This window comes from Acidithiobacillus sp. TH-A117, from assembly GCF_057473465.1.
The window spans coordinates 23,905-45,979 of the sequence record NZ_JBYCKQ010000016.1 but is presented as its reverse complement, the minus strand read 5'-3'; the positions used below and the strand labels follow the sequence as shown (position 1 = coordinate 45,979).

19 protein-coding genes are annotated in these 22,075 nt (G+C 57.0%); 15 read left to right on the top strand and 4 right to left on the bottom strand.

Annotated features, from left to right (window positions below; genetic code table 11):
- Positions 1 to 4: 4 nt before the first annotated feature.
- Positions 5 to 844 carry a pirin family protein gene (locus AC2VLR_RS03425; protein ID WP_486880855.1) on the bottom strand — a complete coding sequence of 280 codons (840 nt, stop codon included), beginning with the start codon at positions 842 to 844 and terminating at the stop codon, positions 5 to 7.
- Positions 845 to 936: 92 nt separating this feature from the next.
- Between AC2VLR_RS03425 and AC2VLR_RS03420 the strand changes: the two genes are divergently transcribed.
- The 11 genes from AC2VLR_RS03420 to AC2VLR_RS03370 all read left to right on the top strand — a co-directional run bounded on the left by AC2VLR_RS03420 (position 937) and on the right by AC2VLR_RS03370 (position 14,929).
- The gene (locus tag AC2VLR_RS03420) at positions 937 to 1,281 is read left to right on the top strand and encodes a winged helix-turn-helix transcriptional regulator (protein WP_486880854.1); all 345 of its coding nucleotides are present in this window, start codon (positions 937 to 939) and stop codon (positions 1,279 to 1,281) included.
- 311 nt (positions 1,282 to 1,592) lie between these two features.
- On the top strand, positions 1,593 to 2,264 hold the full coding sequence (locus AC2VLR_RS03415; protein ID WP_486880853.1) for a tetratricopeptide repeat protein: 672 nt from the start codon (positions 1,593 to 1,595) through the stop codon (positions 2,262 to 2,264).
- Positions 2,251 to 4,311, top strand: a complete 2,061-nt coding sequence (locus AC2VLR_RS03410; protein ID WP_486880852.1) for a phosphocholine-specific phospholipase C — start codon at positions 2,251 to 2,253, stop codon at positions 4,309 to 4,311. Before AC2VLR_RS03415 ends, AC2VLR_RS03410 begins: the two co-directional genes overlap by 14 nt.
- Before the next feature lie 93 nt (positions 4,312 to 4,404).
- Positions 4,405 to 4,722, top strand: coding sequence for a type II toxin-antitoxin system PrlF family antitoxin (locus AC2VLR_RS03405; RefSeq protein ID WP_486880851.1), 318 nt, complete (start codon positions 4,405 to 4,407; stop codon positions 4,720 to 4,722).
- Positions 4,722 to 5,183, top strand: coding sequence for a type II toxin-antitoxin system YhaV family toxin (locus AC2VLR_RS03400; protein WP_486880850.1), 462 nt, complete (start codon positions 4,722 to 4,724; stop codon positions 5,181 to 5,183). Before AC2VLR_RS03405 ends, AC2VLR_RS03400 begins: the two co-directional genes overlap by 1 nt.
- 5 nt (positions 5,184 to 5,188) lie before the next feature.
- Entirely contained in the window at positions 5,189 to 6,655 is a 1,467-nt protein-coding gene (locus AC2VLR_RS03395) for a TolC family protein (protein ID WP_486880849.1), read from the top strand.
- Positions 6,652 to 7,749, top strand: coding sequence for an efflux RND transporter periplasmic adaptor subunit (locus AC2VLR_RS03390; protein WP_486880848.1), 1,098 nt, complete (start codon positions 6,652 to 6,654; stop codon positions 7,747 to 7,749). Before AC2VLR_RS03395 ends, AC2VLR_RS03390 begins: the two co-directional genes overlap by 4 nt.
- 199 nt (positions 7,750 to 7,948) lie before the next feature.
- The gene (locus tag AC2VLR_RS03385; protein WP_486880847.1) at positions 7,949 to 11,059 is read left to right on the top strand and encodes an efflux RND transporter permease subunit; all 3,111 of its coding nucleotides are present in this window, start codon (positions 7,949 to 7,951) and stop codon (positions 11,057 to 11,059) included.
- A 23-nt stretch (positions 11,060 to 11,082) separates the two neighbouring features.
- A complete protein-coding gene (locus AC2VLR_RS03380; protein ID WP_486880846.1) occupies positions 11,083 to 13,029 on the top strand; it encodes a DUF3857 domain-containing protein in 1,947 nt (648 codons plus the stop codon).
- 17 nt (positions 13,030 to 13,046) lie between these two features.
- On the top strand, positions 13,047 to 13,235 hold the full coding sequence (locus AC2VLR_RS03375; protein ID WP_486880845.1) for a hypothetical protein: 189 nt from the start codon (positions 13,047 to 13,049) through the stop codon (positions 13,233 to 13,235).
- 2 nt (positions 13,236 to 13,237) lie between these two features.
- On the top strand, positions 13,238 to 14,929 hold the full coding sequence (locus tag AC2VLR_RS03370) for a DUF3857 domain-containing protein (RefSeq protein WP_486880844.1): 1,692 nt from the start codon (positions 13,238 to 13,240) through the stop codon (positions 14,927 to 14,929).
- 57 nt (positions 14,930 to 14,986) lie between these two features.
- Here AC2VLR_RS03370 and AC2VLR_RS03365 read toward each other — a convergent pair whose 3' ends face one another.
- Positions 14,987 to 15,283 (bottom strand): hypothetical protein, encoded by a 297-nt coding sequence (locus AC2VLR_RS03365; RefSeq protein ID WP_486880843.1) that lies wholly within the window; start codon positions 15,281 to 15,283, stop codon positions 14,987 to 14,989.
- 690 nt (positions 15,284 to 15,973) lie between these two features.
- On the opposite strand from AC2VLR_RS03365, the gene AC2VLR_RS03360 reads away from it, so the two are divergent.
- The 4 genes from AC2VLR_RS03360 (at position 15,974) to AC2VLR_RS03345 (ending at position 19,442) form a co-directional block, all read left to right on the top strand.
- Entirely contained in the window at positions 15,974 to 18,484 is a 2,511-nt protein-coding gene (locus AC2VLR_RS03360) for a heavy metal translocating P-type ATPase (protein WP_248885793.1), read from the top strand.
- Between the two features lie 27 nt (positions 18,485 to 18,511).
- Complete coding sequence (locus AC2VLR_RS03355) at positions 18,512 to 18,907, top strand: DUF302 domain-containing protein (protein WP_215880204.1); 396 nt, start codon at positions 18,512 to 18,514, stop codon at positions 18,905 to 18,907.
- A gap of 62 nt (positions 18,908 to 18,969) precedes the next feature.
- Positions 18,970 to 19,176: a CopZ family metallochaperone gene (locus tag AC2VLR_RS03350; protein WP_064218044.1), complete on the top strand. Its 207-nt coding sequence runs from the start codon at positions 18,970 to 18,972 to the stop codon at positions 19,174 to 19,176.
- 20 nt (positions 19,177 to 19,196) lie between these two features.
- Positions 19,197 to 19,442 carry a glutaredoxin family protein gene (locus tag AC2VLR_RS03345; protein WP_014003716.1) on the top strand — a complete coding sequence of 82 codons (246 nt, stop codon included), beginning with the start codon at positions 19,197 to 19,199 and terminating at the stop codon, positions 19,440 to 19,442.
- Between the two features lie 1,439 nt (positions 19,443 to 20,881).
- On the opposite strand, the gene AC2VLR_RS03340 is transcribed toward AC2VLR_RS03345, so the two are convergent.
- Positions 20,882 to 21,709, bottom strand: coding sequence for a hypothetical protein (locus AC2VLR_RS03340; RefSeq protein ID WP_215861471.1), 828 nt, complete (start codon positions 21,707 to 21,709; stop codon positions 20,882 to 20,884).
- A gap of 143 nt (positions 21,710 to 21,852) precedes the next feature.
- Complete coding sequence (locus AC2VLR_RS03335) at positions 21,853 to 22,068, bottom strand: hypothetical protein (protein WP_064217748.1); 216 nt, start codon at positions 22,066 to 22,068, stop codon at positions 21,853 to 21,855.
- Positions 22,069 to 22,075: the final 7 nt, after the last annotated feature.

Below are 22,075 nucleotides of genomic sequence, written 5' to 3'. Positions count from 1 at the left end.
AAACTCAGGCCAGACGGCCAGCACGAAAATCTTCCAAAGCCGTCCGGATACCCTGCTCGTCGTTCATCACGAAAGGTCCGTGCTGAACGATAGCTTCGTCCAGCACCTTGCCTGCTACCAGGAGAACCCGGCTGGCTTCGGTGCTTTCCAGCGCAACGGCTTCCCCCGGCCCGAGGATGCCCAGCTGCACTGCCGAAAGGCTTTTACCCAAAATCTGAATCTGGCCGGCATAAGGAACCAGGAAGGCATGGCGATCGGCGGGGATTTCCTGCTCGAAGCGTGTCCCGGCGGGCAAATGCAAATCCAGGATCAGAGGCTCGGTGATGGGTCGTTGCACCGCACCGATAACACCCTGACTATCTCCGGCAATGACGATGCCGTTGATGCCGTTGGTCAAAGTAAAGCGTGGCAATTCTGCTGCCGTGAAATCCCGATACCAGGGTTCACAGAGCTTGTTGGCTGCAGGTAGATTCAGCCAGAGCTGAAAACCGGCCATGCGCCCTTCCTGCTGCTCCGGTATCTCGGAATGAATCACCCCGCGTCCAGTGGTCATCCATTGCACTCCGCCTGTTTCCAGAAGGCCTTCATGGCCGGCGCTGTCGCGATGCCGCATGCGGCCCTCCAGCATGTAGGTGATGGTCTCGAAACCACGGTGCGGATGGTCGGGAAAACCGGCGATGTAATCGTCGGGCGTTTCACTGCCGAAAAAATCCAGCATCAGAAAAGGATCAAGACGGCGTTGCAAATCCCGTTCAAAAAGTCGGATCAATCGGACGCCTGCACCGTCACTGGTAGGGCGGCCGCTGACAATGCGTTCGATGGAACGCAGAGAATTTTCTTTCATGGTTCACTCCTTGAAACTTGCTTGGATAACTACCGATGTTGCTATACTATGACCTCTGCTTGTTTAATAAAAGTAGGTACTGATTAGTAACCATGAGAAAGACCCGAGAAGAAAATCCCTGCCCCATGGATACCCTGCTGCGCCTGCTCATGGGGCCCTGGACGACCCAGATCCTGTGGGTGCTTCGTACCCAGGGAGCTTTGCGTTTCGGGGCCTTGCAAAGGCAGCTGGGACAGATTTCGGCGCGGGTCCTCACCCAGCGCCTGCGTTTACTGGAAGAGGCAGGAATCCTTTACCGCGATTATCGTCCCACGGTTCCCCCCGAAGTGAGTTACGGACTCACAGAAAAAGGCCGACAACTGGGCACTGTCCTGGATGATCTCGATACTCTGGCCCGCCAATGGGCTGCCGAGGACGCTCCACAAAGCAATCACTAAGACGCATATCGTTGCTTTTTGCGATAGATACCGTGCTGATAAAAGCACTATTCAAACTGCCCGCGCGCAGAATAGGCTATTACGCAAATTTCACGCCAGAAAATATCATTTTTTTGTCATAAAACCTTCACAATACTGTAACATTTCTATGTTAGATTATTGCTTCTAGACTTTCTTGTGATGAATTTCCATCGAATAGTGGGCTTATGATGCAGATCAAAAAATTTACACTTTGTGCAGCCAGTCTCCTGTTATCTCTCTTCCCCTTTACCTCTAGCCTTGCTTCCGAAAACTCCTCTGCAACGATGGGCATGAGCAATCCCGCCAATCCTGGCGCTCTTGCAGATGCCTATCTGACTCATGCCCGGGCCATTCGCAAAGCAGATGCACCTATCGTGCAATTGCTGAATCACGATGCCTACGCTCAGGCAGTGCCGCTCCTCAAAAAGGCCGCTGCTGACCATAATGATTTCTGGGCGGCGGATACCCTGGGACATCTGTATCAGGCCGGATTAGGAGTACAGGCCAATCCTGATGAGGCCTTTCACTGGTATTTGCAGGCCGCCGAAGCGGGGGACCGCTTTGCCCAGCGGCAGGTGGCCAATGCCTATCTCAATGGCTGGGGCGTGGGCCGCAGCCCGCAACGGGCGGCATTCTGGTTCCGTCAGGGCCTGATGGTACCCCAGGTCGCCAATGCTGATTTCTGGCTGGGAAAGACCTACGCCGAAGGCAAACTCATGCCCAAAAATCTGGAAAAAGCAGCCTGGTATCAGGGTCGTAGCCGAACCATCTTACAACAACTTTATGCAGAGAAGGTGGGCGCAGCCGCCTACGATCTAGGTCTCGCAGCCTGGCATGGCTATGGGCAAGCCAAGAACCCAGCCGGGGCCCGGACTTTTTTCCAGCAGGCCCTGAGCTGGCATTATCCGCCCGCCGCTTCCGCCCTGCAGCACATTGAGGAGAAAACCCATGCGTCGTCGTGATTTTTTGAAAAGTCTGGGGGCCGGCGCCGGTGTCACGGCCTTTCTCGGCAGTTCCGTAGCGCGGGCGGCCATGCTGCCCGCGCTGGGGCGCTCCGGCACCCTGGAAGACGTCGAGCATATTGTGGTCTTCATGCAGGAGAACCGCTCTTTTGATCATTATTTTGGTCATTTGAGCGGGGTGCGCGGTTATAACGATCGCTTTCCCCTGAAACTGCCAGACGGTAAACCCATCTGGTTTCAGGGGCGCATGGAAGATCCAACCCGCACTATTCTGCCCTTTCATTTCAATACCCAAAAGACTTCCGCCCAGTTCCTGCAGGACCTGGACCATAGCTGGGCTTCCCAGCACGGAGCCATTGCCGGTGGTTTGATGAATGCCTGGCCGCTCAACAAAACCAACATGACCATGGGTTATTTTCAGCGTCAGGATATTCCTTTCCATTATGCCCTGGCCGATCATTTCACCATTTGTGATCATTATTTTACCTCTCTCGCCGGGCCGACCTGTCCCAATCGCTGTATGCTTTTTACGGGCTCCATTGATCCCGAGGGAGAGCATGGTGGACCCTACATTGACGACGACACCCATCTCTGGACCAAGGGCGTAAAGCCCTTCACCTGGCCGACCTATGCCGAACGTCTGCAGAAGGCGGGCATCTCCTGGCGGGTCTATCAGGAGGGGCTGCATGAGGTGGACAAAAACCCCATGACCGGCAATTTTGGTGAGAATGCCCTGCTGTATTTTCAGGCTTTCACCGATATTCCCGACAGTTCACCGCTGGCCCAGCGGGCGCGGCGTCCCGGCGGGGTAGCGGCCCTGCGTGACGATGTGCTTCACAATCGCCTGCCCCAGGTATCGTGGATTGTGGTACCGGCCGGTTATTCGGAACATCCCTCCTACCCACCAGCATACGGGGCCATTTACATCGCCCGGGTGTTGGATGCTCTGACCAGCAATCCCGCCGTTTGGGGTAAAACCGCCCTCCTCCTGGATTACGACGAAAATGACGGCTTTTTTGACCATGTGCCGCCGCCGCAGCCGCCCACTCCGGTGCGGCCGGGCAAAAGCACCGTCAGCACTGAAGGGGAGGTCCACAATCGCATCAATCCCAACTGGCCGACACTTTACAGTGCGGACCAACTGCCCTACGGGCTCGGACCGCGTGCACCCATGATGACCATTTCGCCCTGGAGTAAGGGCGGCTATGTGTGCTCGGAAGTCTTCGACCATACTTCGGTGATCCGCTTTATCGAAAAACGCTTCGGGGTCAGTGAACCCAACATCACCCCCTGGCGGCGGGCGGTCTGCGGTGACCTGACTTCAGCGTTTGATTTTTCCCGGCCGGATGAGCGTTTCGTCTCCCTGCCCAGTACTGCCAGCTATGTGGCCACCGTCCACCACGAATCGACCCTGCCCGCGCCGGAAGTGCCCCAGGAGCAGGAACGGGCCATCATTCCCCAGGAAGCGGGGCTGCGCCGCCGCCGCCCCCTGGCCTACGACACCCGCCTGCGTCTGGAAGCCACGGCCACCGGTGTAAAAGTCCAGCTCCACAATCCCGCCCCCATCGGCGTGGCCTGCACGGCCTACTGGGACGGCAGCCACCATCTTCCCCATCACTATACCGCTGGCCCAGCCAGCAACCTGGAAGATGAGATCCTTTTGCCCAAGGGCCAGGATCTGGCCCTGACGGTCATTGGTCCCGACGGTTTCCTGCGGACCCTCAGCGGCACGGGCGCTTCCACCCTGCAAGTGGAGGCTTGGGGCGAAAAGGACGGCAGCCTGCGCTTGCATCTGCACAACGGCAGCAACGAAAGGCAGCGCGTCGAGATTACCGACCAGACTTACGGCCGGGACAAGCAAACCCTGGAACTGGACCCCGCAGAGCGCCAGGAAATTTCCTGGCCCATCACCCGGAGCCATCACTGGTACGACCTGGAAATCCGCAGCGCAAGCCATGCCTGGCGCCTGGCCGGGCATGTGGAAACGGGTGCCGAGAGCTGGTCTGATCCGGCTAATACGGCGCCGGTTTTGACTCAATGGTCATAAAAGATAGCAGACGCCGAATTCCCGCCCAGGCGGATTGATCAGGTAAGGAAAACTCCTTACAATAAGGGTAATTTCATCAGGAGGACTGCTTCCATGCCTGAAATCCATGAAGTCGCCACACTGACCTCCAAAGGCCAGATCACCCTGCCCAAGCCCATCCGGCAGGCGCTGGGCGTGGACGCCGGCGGAAAAGTGGCCTTCGACCTGCGCGAAGGCCAAGTCATTGTGACCCGTGCGGACACCGAACATCAAGACCCGGACATCGAGGCCTTTCTGGGTCTGCTGGAGGCCGACATCCGGGCTGGCCGGCACGTTCGGTCCCTGCCGGACGATCTGGCCCGGGCCATGCTCGCGAATGCCGGCCACGCGATTGATCTCGATGAAGACATCGACGGCGAAGTAGCGCTCTGATGCAGCGGCACGGCTGGACGCTCTTGTTCCACGAGGGCGTGATCGAGCAGTTGCGCAAGCTGCAGACGGCCGCAGAGCGGGCCGAAGAGAACGACCCGCTGGGATTCGAAGGCAATGCCAACGTCAAGCTGTTCCGGGCCTTGAGCCAGTTGATCCTGGAGGTCGTGCCCAGCGACCCCTCGCGGGACGAGTACCGCCAGGGCAACACCCTGGGGCCGGCATATCGCCACTGGCGGCGCGCGAAGATCGGGCGGCGGTTCCGCCTGTTTTTCCGCTACGATGCCAAGGCGAAGGTGATCGTGTTCGCTTGGGTCAACGACGAACAGACGCTGCGGTCGGCGGGTAGCAAATCCAACCCCTATGCGCTGTTCAAGAAGATGCTCGGACGCGGCAACCCGCCCGATGACTGGACATCGCTGGTGGCAGCGAGCCAGACCGAATGGGCAACAAAGGAACGTTGATCGAAATGTGCATCAAGTTGAATAGCGCGGAATTTTGCTTCAGGGCCTTCTCAGTCTGGGCTCTGCTCTGGATACTCCTGGGCAGTGAAGCTGCCTGGGCTGCCCCCCTCGACATGCTGATCCACGACCCCTTCGATACCCAGGGCTGGGTCAAGGCACCGCTGGGACAGCCCTGGCAGGACCGGCATCTGCATTTACCCAAAGCCACCCTGCCGGGAACTCATGCCTTTGCGAAACCTCAGAGCCTGGCGGCATTGACCAATTATGCCCTGGCCCACAACCCCCAAACCCGGGTGGCCTACCTGAATCTACAGGCGTCTGCCGCAGGTTTGGGGGTTGCTGAGTCCGCCTGGCTCCCCAGCATCTCCCTGAGTGACTCTGCGGTGCGCTCCCAGAGCAACACCACGGCCGGATTCAGCATTCCCATTATCAACAGCAACTCCGCCAGCCTCAGCCTGAGTTATGTACTGCTGGATTTTGGCCTGCGTGCCGCGCAAAAGGATGCAGCTCTCGCGCAGTTGTACATTTCCGGTTTTGACAATAACAGCGCTCTGAGCAAAGTTGCCCTGAGCGTTACCCAAAATTACTACCAGCTTATCGGCGAACAGGCACTGGTGCGTGCCTATTTGCAAACCGTTACTGAAGACAAGGCCAATCTGGACGCGGCGCGTTTGAAGCAACATGCCGGCATGGCAACCATCGCCGATGTGTTGCAAGCGCAGTCGGCACTGGCCCAGGCCCGGGCCCAATGGATTTCCGCCTCGGCCACTGTGCGCTCTGATCAGGCGGCACTGGCCTCAAGTTGCGGATTGCCGTCCAATAATCCCATACCGCTGGTGCCTCTGAACACCCACCGGTTGCCCCCTGACATCACTCCTTCGGTGCAATCTCTGGTCCAGCATGCCACTCAGCATAACCCGACCGTCCAGGCTGCGGCTGCCCAAATTCTGTCCAGCAGGGCTACGCTTCGGGAAGATCAGGCACAGGGACTACCAACGCTCAGCGCATCGGTGTCTGCCGGCAAACGCTTTCAGAATGGACTGGAGCCTTCCCAGAACTGGGCTATTGGCTTCAGCCTCAAAGTGCCGTTGTTTACGGGTTTTCATGACAGTTATCAGATTCAACAGGCCCGCCGCCAGGAACGCAGTGCCCGGGCTTCATTGAACCAGGAGACCCAAACCATTGCCTTAACCGTCTATCAGGATTACCAGACCGTCATGGGTGCGCGCTCCGCCGCTGCCGCCGCCCAGTTGGCTGTCACCAGTGCCCAGGCTTCTCTTGCCGCCATACGCGCCCAGTACAAGGTAGGACTTTCGACCATGCTCAATCTGCTCACCGCCCAGGCCACCCTCACCACTGCTGAACAAACTCGCATTCAGGACATTACGACGGCCTATGTGCAACTCGCCAACCTCGCCAATGCCCTGGGCATGATCGGTTTACCGAAAACACTCCCGGGAGGTCCGGCATGATGCGACTCCGTCAGTCCTGGCTGCTGTCGGCGGCAATACTCCTGCTCCTGACGGGTTGTGCCGATCATCATCCGCATGCGGCCAAGGACTCGGCCTTACCCGTCGAAACAGCCGTAGTCCATACCGGTGATCTACCCATAGTGGTCAATACCCTGGGGCAGGCCGTGGCCTCGCATAGTGTCACCATCACCCCCCAGGTCAGCGGCATTTTGCAAAGCGTGGCAGTACACTCAGGGCAAGTCGTGCAAAAAGGACAACTCCTGTTTCAGATCGACCCGGCCACTCCCGCTGCCCAGGTTGCCGAGGATCGCGCCAACCTGCAGGGAGAAGTCGCCCAGGAACAATATGATGAGGCCCAGGCCAAGGCCTATGCCCCCCTGCTCAGCAAGGAGTATGTGACCCGCCAGACCGTGCAGCAGGCCGAGGCCCAAGCCAACACTGCCGCCGCCACGGTAGCGGCCGATCAAGCGGCTCTCCAGGCAGCGCAAATTACCCTGGCGGAAACCCGCATCACCGCGCCCATCAGTGGCAGCGTCGGGATTTTAAGTCTTAAATCCGGCAATCTGGTTACCGCCAACAGCACCCAGCTGGTCACCATCAATCAGATTCAACCCATTTATGTACAGTTCAGCCTGCCCGAAACCTATCTCAATGACTTACATGCGGCCATTAGCCAGCACTCAGGGCAGGTACAGGTCTGGGATGAAAACCACCAGACCCGCATCGGCACCGGTACCGTCACGGTGATAGACAATACGGTCAATACTGCCTCGGCAACCGTCACGGCGCGGGCAACGCTCAGTAACCAACCTTCCCGCCTCTGGCCCGGCGAATATGTGCAGGTGGATTTTACCGCCCGACAGCTTCATGACGCCCTGATTATTCCTGCCAACGCCTTGCAGCAGGGTGTTTCCGGACCTTATGTGTATACCATCAAGGATCACAAAGCAGTCATGCAGCCGGTACGGTTTCTGGGGCAGAACGGCAATCGAGTGGCGATAGCGGGGGCAAAGCATTTATTGGGAGCACAGGTGATCGTGGGGGCACCCACCCGGCTGCATCCCGGCTCGGCGGTGCGGGTGATCAAGCCATGAAAATCAATCAGGCAGTAGGTAGGGATGCTTTGCAGCGACTTTGGTCCGCGCCGTTGTTGTTCTTGGCGAAATCCCGCGCCCGGCTGGCGAACTGTCTGAGCCCACTGGGCGAGTTTTCGCCTGCCAGCGGGATGAGTCATAGAACAACAGGCAAGGACCGTCGGAGCAAAAAGCATCCCTACCTACTGCAGGGCCTCCAATGAACCTCTCAGCCCCCTTCATCCGTCGCCCGGTTGCCACCACGGTACTTGCCTTGGCTGTGGCCCTGCTGGGCTTGTTTGCCTATTTGCAGTTACCCACGGCCCTGCTGCCCAATGTCAGCTTTCCCATGGTGGTGGTTACCGCAGAGCTACCGGGAGCCAGCCCGAAAACCATGTCCAGCGCCGTGGCCACCCCTCTGGAAAGACAGTTCGCGAGCATTCCCGGCCTTAATTCCATGAGTGCCGTCAGTCAAAATGGCGTGACTCAGATTACCCTGCAGTTTGATCTCAGCAAATCTCCCCTGGGTGCTACCCAGGAAGTTTCCAATGCCGTATCTCAGGCCCAGCATTTTTTACCACCGGGCATGCCTGAGCCGCCCGCCGTGCGCCAGATGAACCCTTCGGCACAGCCGGTTTTTTACATCGGCATGTCCGCACCCAACATGCCCCTTTATGCACTGGACAAGTATGCCCAAACCAAGGTGAGTACAGCCTTGTCGGGGATTTCCGGGGTGTCCGATGTACAGATTTATGGTGCCCAGACCTACGCCGTGCGTATTTACGTGAATCCTTTTGCCCTTTCGGCCCGGGGGCTCAGCCTCCAGGCGGTGCAAAGCGCCCTGGGTAACGCCAATGTCAATCTGCCCGGCGGCACCCTGGACGGCGGCGATCAGGCTTTTGCCACCCAGGTGCATGGCCAGTTACATACGGCAAAAGCCTACAATCATCTGGTACTGGCCTATGAAGGCGGTCAGGCTGTACCCCTCAGCGCGGTGGGCAAGGCGGTCAACAGTACCCAGGACAATCAGCAGAAAACCTGGATCAACAAAACGCCCGGCATTGTCCTGGCCGTGGTCCGTCAACCCGGCAGCAACACGGTGGAGATCTCCAATAAAATCCGCGCCATGCTGCCTCAGCTGCAGGCGGCCATGCCCGGTGGTGTCCACCTGACCAATGTATTTGATCTGGCAGACTATATTCGCGCTGCCGTGCATGAAGTACTGATGACCCTGATTCTCGCCAGCATTCTGGTGGCGGGGGTCATGTGGCTGTTTTTGCGCCGCCCTTCGGCCACCCTCATCGGCGCCGTCGCCATTCCCCTGTCCCTGCTCGGCACCTTTCTAGTGATGATGCTCCTCGGCTTCAGCATCAATACCCTGACCTTGCTGGCGCTGACTCTCTCCGTGGGTTTTGTGGTGGATGATGCGGTGGTCATGCTGGAAAACATCAATCGTCATATTGACCGGGGCGAAACCGGCATGACCGCCGCCCTCAATGGCAGCCGCGAAATCAGCTTTACGGTGCTGTCCATGACCCTGTCCCTGTCCATCATTTTTCTGCCCCTGATTTTTCTGGGGGGCTTTGTCGGACACCTGTTCTCGGACTTTGGGGTCAGCATTGCCATGGTCATCCTGATATCCGGAATAGTCGCGCTGACTGTGACCCCCATGCTCTGTAGTCGTTATCTGAAGCCCAATCACCCCCACGCGGTGGCTGATCTGCATGACTCTGGGCACCTACCGGAAAACGGGATTTTTCAGCGTTTTTTTAAGCAAAGTCGGGATTTTTATATCCGTACCCTGAAAATCGCTCTGCATCACAAATACTGGATGCTGGCTCTGGCCGGGCTTTCCTTAGCTGGAAGTGTCTGGTTGCTGATGCTGGTTCCCAAGGCCTTTTTGCCCAGCCAGAATTCGGGAATGATCAATGCCAACATTGAGTATCCCACCGGCATGACCTTTGCCGAAGTCAGCCAGGAGCAATCGGCTATTGCCCGGGTCGTCAAAGCCAACAGCCGCATTCAATCGGTGGTGTCTTCCGCCGGTCAGGGAGCCGGTGGTTTTGGCAGCCGCAACTCCGGGCACATGTTCATTCATATTCGCAATGGCTATGCTCCCCAGACCGAACAGATCATTGTTGACCTGCAAAAGGCCACCCGGCGCTTTCATAATGCTCAGATTGTTTTTCAGGGGCCGCAAAGCGCCCACTCCGGCACCGCCAGTGGTAATGGCAGTTATGTGTATGAACTCATGGGCAGTAACTGGACTGACCTGAACGCGGCCACTCTGAAAATGACTGATGCGCTGCAAAAACTCCCTCAGCTCAATTCCGTCAGTAATAGTCTGGAAAACAACAGCCCCCAGGTGACCGTTCAGATTCAGCGCGCCCGCGCCACGGCTTTAGGAGTCACCCCCGCCGCCATCGAAAACACCCTGGGCCTTGCCTTTGGCGGGCACGAGGTGGGAACCATTTACGGGGCCAGCAATCAATATGAAGTAATCATGGAACTGCAACCGCGCTATCAGAAAAACATCAATGCCCTGTCCACTCTGAGTGTACCGGGTGCGGGTGGGACCTTGGTGCCTCTTTCCGCCGTAGCTGAGTTCCATTATGACGCCGCTCCCCTGAATCTGATGCAACATAATGGTCAGCCCTCGACCACCATCTCCTTCAATCTGGCCCCTGGAGTGCAATTGGGTACAGCTATCAGTGCCCTGCAAAAAACCGCCCATCAAGTATTGCCAGCGGGCATTGTCGGGCACCTGGGTGGAAATGCCGCGCAATTCCAGTCGGCCTTCAAATCTCTACCCTTTTTGCTCCTGGCGACCATCCTGCTGATTTACGTGGTCCTCGCCATTCTCTATGAACATTTCCTGCATCCTCTGACCATTTTGACCGCCCTGCCCCTGGCGGCCTTCGGCGCCCTGCTGTCGTTGCTCATTTTTCACGAGCCTCTCGATTTATACAGTTTTATCGGCATCATCATGCTCCTGGGCCTGGTCAAGAAAAATGGCATCATTCTCGTGGATTTTGCGGTGAGCCGCCGCCGCGAGGGCGCGGATGCCTATGATGCCATTGTCGATGCCTGCAGCATCCGCTATCGCCCCATCATGATGACCACTTTCGCTGCCATTCTCGGGGTCTTGCCCATAGCCATCGGCTTTGGCGCCGGAGCGGGTAGTCGGGTACCCCTGGGGGTGGCCGTGGTGGGCGGGCTGATTTTTTCCCAGTTTTTGACCCTGTACATCACCCCCGCCTTCTATTTATGGTTTGACGGACTGTCCTGGCCGCGCCGCAAACGGGCAAAATCTGTTGCTCTGACCCCATGATTTTTCAAAAAGGTGACCAACCCATGCTTCTGCGCAAAAAAATCCCGTCCGCATTGATTTTTCTGGCTGGTATGGCTTTGGGAACGGGCATGCTCTTGACCAGTATGGCCGAGGCGGATACCGCCTTTACCGGCAGCACCACCCCTTTTGTTCCACTAAATTTGCAACACAGCGGTGCTCCACTACGCATTCTCAAAAATCATGTCACGGTCAGCGTACAACCCAGCGGTCTGTTCACCGAGCGCGATCATCAGGTGCTGGAACTGCTCAATCCTGCCCTCGAAACCATGATCAACCCCTTTCAGATTCAGTATTCTGCAGACATGGCAAAACTGCGGGTGATACGCGCCTGGGTCAGCACACCCAGCGGCCAGAAATATGTGGTGCCCGCCAGTGCCATTTTTGTGCGCCCGGAACCCGTCGCCGCCGGAGCACCTATGTATAGCCACGCCAAGGTGCTGTCCATCGTTCTGCCCAAACTCGGCAAGCACGACCAGTTACACCTCATCACCGAGAAAACCCAGACAACGCCCTACTTCGCCAAACAGTATTCCCAGTTCTGGCAAATTCCGGTCAGCCAGTCAGTCCGGAATTTTCAGGTAAAAATCACCGCACCCCGCAGCATGCACCTCAAGGCTGCTCAAACAGGCGGCTGGAAGATCACCCGGCAGGATCAAGGCAAACTGGTCCAGATCAGCGCCCGCATGTCCGTCCACCATGCCCATTATCCGGGCCCGAGTACTGTTGATGAAAGCCAGTTCAGCCCCTTGTTTGAGGTGAGCACTTTCCCGACCTGGGCCGCGGTCGGCAAGGCCTATTGGTCACGGGCTGCAGACAAGGCCGCTGTCACCCCCTTGGTGCAGAAAACCGCCGCTGACGCCAGCCATGACTTGGAGGGCTGGGATGCGGAAAAGGCCCTCTATTCCTGGGATTCCCACCATATTCGTTATGTCGGCCTGGAATTGGGCGTAGGTGGCTTTGTACCCATCTCTGCCAACAGCACCCTGCAAAACCGCTATGGTGACTGCAAAGCCCACGCCACCCTGCTCCAGGCTCTGTTCAATGCCAAAGGCTTCAAGCTCTACCCGACGCTCATTAATTGGAACAACGTCTTCAACCTGCCGCCCCTACCAACGCCCTTCTGGTTCAACCACGCCATAGACTATGCACCTCAACGCCATCTGTTTCTAGATAGTACCGGCACCTATGAAACCCCGGGGCAACTCGCGGTGGGCGAACGGGACAAGCCGACCATTGTGACCGGACCTCATCCCAGGGTAGTCATGACTCCCGGTGCCGAGCCCGGGGCCAATCAACTGGACTATTCCGCAGATCTCACCCTGCATCGCAATGGGGATCTGAGTGGTACGGCCAAAATGGTCACCCATGGCTGGTGGGCCTGGATGTACCGGGAAACCTTTGCGTCCATCCCCCCCTCGGCCTATCCCCGGGTCATGAATACCCTGTTGCTTCGGGATGGCGGCGGCAGTGGCTCTTTTGTTCCGGGTGATCCCAATGTGCTGGATCAGCCATTTTCGGTCAGTGCCCATTGGCATACGGTGGCTTATACCCATGTCGGCGACCATATCAGTTTTCCCATACCCTCCGGCCCCTATCTCACTCCCGGTCTATCCGGCACAGCAAACCCGATAAGAGCGCTCACCCGGGTCATTGGTCCCCTGCAACGCCAGCATCCCGTCACCACCTATCTTGGTGGTATTCACTGGACCAGCACGATCCACCTACCCGCTGGCTACCGCGTGGAATATCTGCCACCAGATCAACACCTGCATAATTCAGCCGGCAGCTTTGTCTATACCTTGGCCCAGAAAAACCAAAACGTCATCGTTCACTATAAGCTGCGATTAAAGCGCGTCGTGTACGACCCCCGACAATATCCTGCCCTGCGCCAACTGCTGAAACGGGATTATGCCGCCCAGCAAAGTCCACTTATCCTTGTTCGTCAATGAATTCAGGAAACCTGTATATGACCCGCCAAATTCTGCCCAAGACTGTTTTGTTTACTGCCGGCTGCATCCTCATGAGCAGCGCGAACCTGGCGCTGGCCCGCGAACCGGCCCAGGTGAATTATCAGATACTGCTTCTGCGCCAGGAAATCAGCGTCCAGAAAAATGGTGCTTTTACAGACAGCATCGATCGCTTATTCAGCCCCTGACCATGGCCGGCGTACAATCCCAATCCCAGATACGAATTGGCTACCCGGCCAATTTTGCCCAGGTCCACATTCTCGACGCCTACACGGAAACGCCTTCCGGCAGTAAACACCCGGTGCCTGCCAGTGCCATTTATACCCAGTCCAGCCCGGATGCTCTCAGTGCGCCTTTTTTGAGTGATGGCCGCATCCAGAGTGTGGTGTTCCCTGCTGTGGCGCCCGGAGATACACTACACATCCGCTATACCATCCATTATGACCACGGCTATTTACCGGGCATTCATGCCATCAGTACGGTACTGGCTCCCAATGTGCCGGTTAAACAGGCACAAATCATTTTACATGCCCCCGCCGCACAAAAACTTTACGCCGCCCAGCAAGGCAGCGCCTGGCAGTTGGAGCCCGCGCAAAAAGACAAAATTGGTAGCAGCCAGACTTTTCGCAGCAGTCTGACAAAAGTCTCCTACCCACCCCTGGGCAGTCCGGCGCTCACCCAATATGCGCCGCTCGCAGTGATCTCCACTACCAATCAATGGACCGCTGTAGCCCGGGCCTACAATCAACTGGCCGCACCTGCACTGCATATAACCCCGGAGCTGCAAAAAGCGGCCACCCAAATAGCCGGCGGGGCAACGGGCATGGATGCCGTCAAGGCCATTTATCACTGGCTGCAGAAAAACATCCACTCGGTATCCATCAATTACGTCAATGCAGGCTTCACTCCTCCTGCAGCGAGCAGCACCCTGCAGCGTGGGGTCGGCGACAGCAATGCCAATGCCGCACTGCTCTGCGCCCTCCTCCGCGCCGTGCATGTGGAAGCCGTACCCGCACTGATTTCCACCTCTGCGCGCTTCCACCCCTATCCCGGTGTGGACCCTCTGGCCTTTGGACATTTTCTGGTGTATGTCCCGGCTTATGATCTGTTTCTGGACCCCACCTCGCGCTACGCCGGCATCCACAGCTTACCTCTGGAAGATGCGGGCCGGCCGGTGCTCATTACCGGGAAAAATCCGCGTATGACCCAAACCCCGGCCCCTGACCTGAGCCTGCCACTAATCGCCAAACACACCCGGCTCACCCTGAGCGCCGCCGGACAAATGCGCGACCAGACCACAGAACTGCGCCGGGGTTATGCCGCCCAGGATATCCGTTCCGCCTTGATCGGCAGCCAGGGACGGCTCTTGATGAAAGGATTACGCAACGGATTTTATGAACAGGGCGATCTGGGTAAACTGGAGAGCATCGCTTTTCAGAATCGGGACCATCTGGATCAGCCCCTGGGTATCAAAACCCATACCATCAAGGACGGACTTTTCATTCCCGGCCCGCACATGGCGATGATTATGCCCACCGATACGGCCATGGCCAAACCCTTGCAGGCATTTACGGCGGATGCCGAGCGCAACACCCCCAGCCTGATCCATCCCAGTTACATGGAATCTCATATTTCCCTGCGACTACCCCGGGGTTACCACCCGGCTTATCTGCCTAAAAATGTGGATATGCAAACAGCGGTGGGCAGCTACGCTATACACTACGCGCTACAGGGGCAAATCCTTCATATCGACCAACGCCTGAAACTCCCGGAGTTTGTCATCAGTGCCAAAGACTATCCGGATTTGCATCGTTTGGCGTTATTGAGTTCCAGCAGTACCCGCGAGGGGTTACTGCTGGTGAAAAAAAATCCGGCACGATAAAACTCATGCCGGATATCCATGAGGTCCTTCCCGAGAAAGACGGACCTCAAAAAGCCATTAGAACTTAGCGGCTAGACTGGCACCAATAAAGGTAGGCGCTCCCGCTTGGGCGGCAATATAGTTACCACCGTCCTTCGCACTTTGCAGCTGAACATATTCATACGGGTTATAATTTGCATTAAACAAATTATCCACGTAAAAGTCAAAAGTAAGCTTTTTGACTCCCATATCATCAGGCCGCCAAGAATATCCCAGATTAAGATTGGTAATATTATAAGGATGTAAAGCAATTCCTGCAGGAGCACCCTTATTGGTGTTGATGTACTGAGAACCGACCACATTGTTAACGGACAAAAAAGTATCATCCCAGAAAATATGTAACTTATTGATTTATTGCTCTCCGGATTTAACGGGAAAAACAATGTTCCATCCTGAGTCGATGTGTCTCTGAGAGAATAGCGCATTCCTAGAACAATAAAGTTTCATCCTGACGTCTGTCGGCAGGAATCCCTTGTGCTTGCGCTATACCCATGACACATGAGCAGCGCAACCAGATGCCCCATCCTGGGTATGTTTACTCACCACATCCACAAAATTCTGGACAACGTGGCCCTTCTCCAGATGCGAACAGAGTATGGTCATCTGCAGATCGATCTTGGCTTGGTCACTCAACCACTCCTTCGGCATAGCCTCAAACAATCCCGAAATGAGCCCAGATTCCTGGCTGAATTGGCGCGCGCGATCATTCACGGACGGATCAGAGGAATCAGCACAATCATGGGTCGTGCCGCCGGACCTGTGGTCCCGTGGATCAGTTTTGCAGCCTGCGACGCACCTTCAATCGCTGCTCTCTCATCGCTCTCCTGCCCTAGCAGACTGTCGGAGTTTCGTTTGCGAGAGCTAAACGCAATCAAATACTCTTGACATTGTAGCAAGCTTCAAGGTTTATGATGGACGGATAGTGGGTTGCATATAGTTTCTCGGAATCCTTCTTTAAGACGTGATACACTGTACACAGCGGGCATCACCCGAGGAGATATATTCATGGATGACAAAACCCGTGGACACCTTGAGATTGGCATAGACGGGATGACCTGCGCCTCTTGTAGCGCGCGGGTGGAACGGGCGCTGGGCAAACTGCCCGGCGTAACCTCGGCCAATGTGAACCTGGCGACTGAGCGCGCCGAGGTACTTTTCGACCCACAGCAACTCGATGCCGCACGTATCGCCGAGACGATCCGCGAGACCGGCTACGTACCGGTGACCGATGAGATAGATCTTGTGGTAGAGGGCATGACCTGCGCTTCCTGTGTGGGCCGCGTAGAACGTGCACTCAGGCAGCAATCCGGAGTACTGGAGGCTGTGGTTAACCTGGCTACTGAGCGTGCGCATGTGCGCTACATCCCGGCGATGATCAGTACGGACGAATTGGCCAGCACCGTAAGCGAGGCGGGTTACGCCGCGCATCCTGTTCAGGAAGACGGGGAGCAGGATGTCAACGAGGCAGACCAGCGCCGTGTGAGTTTGCGCGCCATGGGTCGTGATGTCATCGTAGCTGCGGTGCTGGCCCTGGCGATTTTGGTGCTGTCCATGGGTGCCACATTCGTCCCAGCCTTTGATCATGCGCTGATGGTCGCGAGTCCCTTTGCGCATTTCTGGGAGTGGGTGCAGTTTGTGCTTGCCAGTATCGTTTTGTTCGGACCCGGTCGGCGGTTTTTCCGGCCAGGCCTGATCGCGTACCGCCACCTGTCGCCAGACATGAACTCCCTGGTGGCCACCGGCACCGGCGCGGCCTGGGCTTACAGTGTGTTGGTGTTGGTGGCGCCCGCATGGTTTCCACTCGATGCACGACATGTGTATTTCGACTCAGCCGCGGTCGTTATCGCAGCCGTACTCGCTGGCAAGTACTTGGAGGGGTTGGCCAAGGGCCGCACCTCATCGGCCATTCGCAAGTTGGCCGGCTTGCAGGCAAAAACCGCGCATAGGCTCGATGCGAATGGTATCGAGCAAGAGGTGCCGGTATCGCGGCTGCGCACTGGCGAGCGCATCGTGGTGCGTCCCGGTGAACGCATTCCAGTGGACGGACGCGTAGTCGAGGGGCGCGCACATGTAGACGAGGCTATGCTGACCGGCGAACCCCTGCCTTCGGCCAAGACCATGGATGACACCGTAGTGGGTGGCACCATCTGCCAGGATGGGCGATTGGTCGTAGAGGCCACCTCCGTCGGGCGCGACACCGTACTGGCACATATCATCCATCTGGTAGAGAGCGCACAGACCGGCAAACTTCCGATTCAGGGGCTGACCGACCGTGCGGTACGGGTGTTTACCCCAGTCGTGCTGGTCATCGCGTTGACAACCTTCGGCGTCTGGATAGCCTTGACGGGCAATGTCAGCATCGCACTGGTCGCGGCAGTCGCCGTGCTGGTGGTGGCGTGCCCCTGTGCCATGGGATTGGCAACGCCAGCGGCGATCATGGTGGGCACCGGACGTGCGGCGGAACTCGGCGTGCTGTTTCGCAAAGGCGAGGCACTGGAGACGCTATCACATGTCGACACCCTACTATTCGACAAGACTGGCACGTTGACCGAAGGCCGTCCCGCCCTCGTTGATCAGGGTGGCCCCGATCCCGCGACAGCACTGGGTCTGGCTGCAGCGTTGGAATCGGCTTCCGAACATCCGCTCGGGCGGGCTATTGTCACTGCGGCCGGCGAGGGCGGCATTCACTTGCCTACAGTCAACAATTTCCGCTCTATTGCCGGCTATGGGATCGAAGGTGAAGTGGAAGGCCGTATGGTGCGTGTCGGCGCCCGACGATTTATGGAGCGCGAAAATGTACTGCTGGGGGATAACGCCGAGACTGCGGCACAAATAGAGAACGACGGGCGCACGGTGGTATTCGTCGCGGTCGACGCAACGCTGATCGGGTGGCTCGCCATTGCCGATCGCATCAAACCGGAAGCGTATATGGTGGTACAGGCATTACGCGCGCGTGGGCTGCAGGTAGCCATGGTCACTGGTGATACGCGAGCTACCGCTCAGTCTGTTGCCAGGCAATTACAGATCGAGCAGGTGCACGCCGAGGTGCTACCCCAGGATAAGGCGAAAGTCGTCACCCAGTTGCAGGAACAGGGCCGACAGGTCGCCTTCGTCGGCGATGGTATCAATGACGCTCCAGCGCTCGCACAGGCTAATGTCGGCATTGCACTCGCCTCAGGCACGGACATCGCCATCGAAGCAGCAGACGTGACCCTCACGCGCGGACAGCTCGGCGAGGTGGTCACGGCACTGACGGCGGCACGGCGCACACTGAGCAATATCCGTGGCAATCTGTTCTGGGCATTTTTCTACAATATTCTGCTGATCCCGGTTGCGGCTGGCGTGGCCGTGCCTATCGGCATCCATCTGAATCCGATGGTGGCTGGTGTAGCCATGGGGCTGTCCTCCGTCTTCGTGCTCAGCAACAGCCTGCGCCTTAAACGGCTCAAGGCTTATGTGCCAACGGTAACGCCGGGCGCGGTACCGAATACCGCACTCGAACCCGCTCATTCCTGAGCAATCGTTCAAACGAGGAGAATCCATATGAGTCAGTTCGTTTTCAGCGTACCCGCCAAGGGCGATTTTGATACCACCGTGGCGCAGGTCACCGAAGCCCTCAAGGTTGAAGGCTTCGGCGTGCTCACCACGATCGACGTGGCCGCCACGCTCAAGGCCAAACTGGGCATTGAGGGACGGCCCTATGTCATTCTTGGCGCTTGCAACCCGCACTACGCCCATCAGGCGTTGGTGGCCGAGCCCGACATCGGCGCCCTGCTGCCTTGCAACGTAGTGGTGCGTGAGGACGACGATGGCAAGGTGAGCGTGGTGTTCATGGATCCTGCCGCTGTACTCGGCATGGTGGACAAGCCGCAAATTACCACGCTCGGCATCGAGGTGCGCGACAAACTCCAGCGTGTAGCTGATGCCGTGCGCGGTTGAATAATACTTATAGGAGCGTATCGAGTAATCCCTTTCACTTCATTTTCAACAGGAGAAAACCCATGAGCGATATCAATCTGAAGATCACCGGCATGACTTGCGGGCATTGCGTGCGGGCCGTGACGAAGGCGCTGGAAGGCGTGCCCGGCGTTGAAAAAGCGGACGTCACTCTCACGCCAGGAGAAGCTGTAGTGCATGGTCAGGCAAGCACCGCCGCATTGATCGCTGCGGTCAAGGAAGAAGGCTATGAGGCGGAGGTGCGGGGCTGAAGCCCCGCACACCGACCGTCATGTCTGATCCGGTACTGCTCTACACCAGTCCCGGCTGCCCCGACTGCGCCGCCGTGCGCCGTTACCTCAAGGAACACGATGTCGCATACGAGGAACGTGACGTGACTGCTCCCGGCGTGGCTGAGGAAGCCAAATCACGCTACGGAGTGCGGGTCGCGCCAATCACGGTGATCGCTGGCGAGGCGTTATGGGGAACATTTGCTCATCAGAAGCCACGGCTTGATGAATTGCTGGCCGGGACCTAAAACTTTACTGAACATGGGGATAAAAGCACATGAATGACTACAAACGGTCATAGGATGGACCGTAGAGCAAGCTGGATGCTTCTCCTCGTTTAATATTGCGCCTTCTGACTCGGGCAAGGTGGTTGGAGATGCTCCAGATCCAGATGTAAGTGCTATCTGTCGGCAACGATCACTTGGGCGTGGCTCAAGGGGATGGGCGCAGGAGGAGGGGAAATGTTTAATGGCGTGATGCTTTTGTGGTTTATCCTTACCGCGTTATCAGTACTGTTTGTTGCGGTTGATATTCGCGCCACACCAGAGTCCAAGGTTCTCAAGTGGGGCTTTGTATTGCTACGGGACCGCTCGGCGCGTTCCTGTACGTATTGGGTTGTCGAGAGCCACTACCTGGGTTGCACGAGGGGTATGTCTCGACACGTTGGAGGCAGGTGCTGGGCTCCACTATGCATTGCGTCGCCGGGGATGGGGTTGGCATTGTGATACTAGACACCTTACGAGGTCTTTTACGCTTCAGGTTTCCTGGGCGCAGAGGGCGGGTGGTTATTATTTGACTTCGCCGACCCCAAAAAACCAACAAGAAAAGAGGGGTAGGCGGCGGCATCGTGCGCCAAGTACCATTTCACGGTATGGCTATCATCCAGATTATTGGAACGCGAACACCCTGCAAGGGCGGTTATTACGAACAGCGCGACGAGGAGCTTATTCATGACGGCGTCCTTTCCAATTATCATGCGATCAGTCGCTCTCACTCTTGGCTCAAGCGCTATCATGTGCAGTGATGGTTAGTTTAACTACCTCGATGGGGCTAACTATCGAGATGGACTGCGATGACGCAAGCTGGCGCATGTCAGATGGCGGCATGGCGTGATGGAGGATAACCGACGCGACGAACACCGCCACCCCCAACGCACTTTGGATATTCACTGCGTGCGCACAGCGCCCCACGGGGAGGGTTCCAGTATTGTCTACACTGTGAACACTGTACATCCAGAATCCTGGCAACTTGGAGCATGGATGTGGGTCCCTTCCCGCCCGCTCCACAGATCCAGCATCGGAAGATGTTACTTGACCGTAAAAGACCAGCGACCATCGGTATGATGCCCATCAGTTGATCGAAAATTCGCTTTGCACACCTGGGTTATTGAAGGAGTTCAGCATATTTGGCCACAGTAGCAGGACCGTCCACCTCCCAGGTTGGATCTGGAATTTAACCTTCACCTCAGCACGATACCAAAGACAGTGTTAAAGTTAGGCCGCGCTGTTTATCGCTGACAGACACCAGATTCCTCGTCCCAGGTAAATTATCTTACAGTTAATACGGATACGGTTACATGCGGCAAATTGTCGCACCCCCATCGCTTTGCAATGCCTTGTTACGGCGAGCGAGGGGCGGCTGCATTGTCAGGACATCTGATACCCTTTTGTTTAAGGACCCTAACGGATCAGAACAGGAAACCCATCCCTGCCCCGAAGTAATGGGTAAATCCACCTAGGTTTCCGCTCAGGCGCACACCTTCTTCGAGGTCTATCTCACAGGAGGGGGTCAGCAGGTACTGCACACCGCCGTCCGCATCAAAACCGGACCACAGGCCCGGCCCCGTGCGGCTTTGTCCGTAGACCTCGCCATAGAACTGCAGATTCCACAAGGGCAACCAGGTAAAGGTGATGTCCGGATTAACGCTGGTGAAGCGACCACCTCCTGCGAGTGCGGGATTGGTCTGAGATGTGACGCCCAATTGCAAGGATATCCCGGTGTCGTCGCTTGGGGCATAGGTAACGATGCCGTTAAAGGCTACTCCTGTCCCCCGGCTGCCAAACGCCGGGCTCCCGGAGGGTAGGGTAAACAAGCTTTCCACGGCCCCCAGCCAGTGTTTGGTATAGCCCAATTCGTGCTTGATGCCGACCGTGGTGGCCGAGAACCCCTGGAGATGTGGGCTGCCTGGGACCTGCTGGAGATTGTCGTTGGGCGGCAGCAGGACGAATTCGTTGTGGCCCGGCAGGCCAAAGCGCAATTCCGCCTCGGGGAAATTATCGGCAGTGCCGCCTCCGGTTCCCGTAAGGTTGGCGTGTTGGTAACCAGCTTCCAGTACGGCTTGGCCGTATTGCACCACGCACGCGCTGTCAGACACCGTGGGCCGATCTAGCAGAGCGAGTAATGCGGATGGTCCGGTGCAGGGATTTTGGACGGCATCATCTGCACGTACGGCTTGGATGCTCATGATAAGCGTTGCCAGCAAGGCGGTAATAGGGAAAAAATTTATTTTATTCATGTTGGTTCCTTTTCAAAATGCCTGCCAGGGCACTCCCACGAATCAGCGGTTATGCTTAGAAACAGACAATTTTCGTATATGAATATAAAATATAACGTTTACTGCCCAATTTGTGGCACCTCCTTAATAAGCCCGCACCCTAATCAATGCATCCCGCGGGTAAAACCAATCGCCACCAGTATCAGCATGGCGACGATGTAGAGCCGCAGCCCCCAAAACGCGGTTTTCACCGCACCTTGAACGGGTGCACGGGATAATGGCGCCAACTCTCCGCCCCCTTCTGCCTGAAGAAAGCTTGCAAAGTCATCAGAGACATCCAATGTTTCCTTGGGGTCAGGATAATAGTCTTTATTTTGCATGTGCCAT